Origin of the sequence: Streptomyces sp. NPDC006265 (assembly GCF_040613555.1) — a bacterium.
Classification (GTDB): domain Bacteria; phylum Actinomycetota; class Actinomycetes; order Streptomycetales; family Streptomycetaceae; genus Streptomyces.
Map to the genome: position 1 here is coordinate 1 of NZ_JBEXSH010001455.1, position 1265 is coordinate 1265.

The following is a 1265-nucleotide window of genomic DNA, read 5'->3' on the forward strand; positions in this document are numbered from 1 at the left end:
GTGTCGACCGTGGCGATGCCGAGGGGCTGGGTGCCGTGCTCGGTGAGCCAGGCGGACAGCTCGCCGGTGCCGAGCACCGTGCCGTCCAGCTCCACGCCCTCGGCGCTGACCGGGGTGGTCTCGGCCTCCTCGGCGCCCGGGTCGACGGCGAAGAGCCGATCGCGCAGCGACGGGTTACGGATCTCCAGGGTGTCCAGGATCATCGCCACGGCCTTGCGGTCGTAGGCCGCGCGCTCCAGCTCGGTGACGCCCCTGGGGAGCTCGACCCGGCGCTCCAGCTCGGTGAGCCGGCGGTTCAGCTTGACGGACTCCAGGTGGTCGCGGAGGTTCTGGCCGGCCTTGCCCTTGACCTCCTCGACGCGCTCGACGAGCTCGGCGAAGGAGCCGAACTGGTTGATCCACTTCGCGGCGGTCTTCTCGCCGACGCCGGGAATGCCGGGGAGGTTGTCGGAGGGGTCGCCGCGCAGGGCCGCGAAGTCAGGGTACTGCGCGGGCGTCAACCCGTACTTCTCGAATACCTTCTCCGGAGTGAAGCGGGTCAGCTCGGAGACGCCCTTGGTCGGGTACAGCACGGTGGTGTGCTCGCTGACCAGCTGGAAGGAGTCGCGGTCGCCGGTGACGATCAGCACCTCGAAGCCCTCGGCCTCGGCCTGGGTGGCGAGCGTGGCGATGACGTCGTCCGCCTCGAAGCCGTCCACCGCGAAGCGCTGGGCGCCCATCGCGTCCAGGAGCTCGCCGATCAGCTCGACCTGGCCCTTGAACTCGTCCGGGGTCTTGGAGCGGTTCGCCTTGTACTCCGTGAACTCCTGGGACCGCCAGGTCTTGCGGGAGACGTCGAAGGCGACCGCGAAATGCGTGGGCGCCTCGTCGCGCAGCGTGTTGGCGAGCATCGACGCGAAGCCGTAGATCGCGTTCGTCGGCTGGCCCGTCGCGGTGGTGAAGTTCTCCGCGGGCAGCGCGAAGAACGCTCGGTAGGCCAGCGAGTGCCCGTCCATGAGCATCAGTCGCGGCCGGCTGCCGCCGGAGGTCTTGTCGGTCGTCTTCGATGCTGTCTCTGCCACGCCCCCGATCCTGCCACGCCCCACTGACAGTCGGCCCCGCCCCCGTGGGTGCCGGGCTCGGCCGCACCCCGCGGGGGCCCCGCTCACCCCGCCGTCGGCGCCTCCCGGCCTGACCCTCATCGGAACCGGAAAGTTCGTGGCCGCGTCGAACGGACCGGTGGTGTTCATGGAACCCCCGATCAGGGTCGACCCCCAGGCCCTGGT

1 protein-coding gene and 1 pseudogene are annotated in these 1265 nt (G+C 70.4%); one reads left to right on the top strand and one right to left on the bottom strand.

Annotation, left to right across the window (positions count from 1 at the left end; translation table 11 throughout):
• Nucleotides 1-1061: 5'-3' exonuclease H3TH domain-containing protein (locus tag ABZ281_RS49760; RefSeq protein ID WP_356665491.1), on the bottom strand; the 1061-nt coding region annotated here is incomplete at its 3' end.
• A 109-nt stretch (nucleotides 1062-1170) separates the two neighbouring features.
• Between ABZ281_RS49760 and ABZ281_RS49765 the strand changes: the two are divergent.
• Nucleotides 1171-1265 (top strand): annotated as a pseudogene (locus ABZ281_RS49765) (AIM24 family protein); the annotation flags it as partial.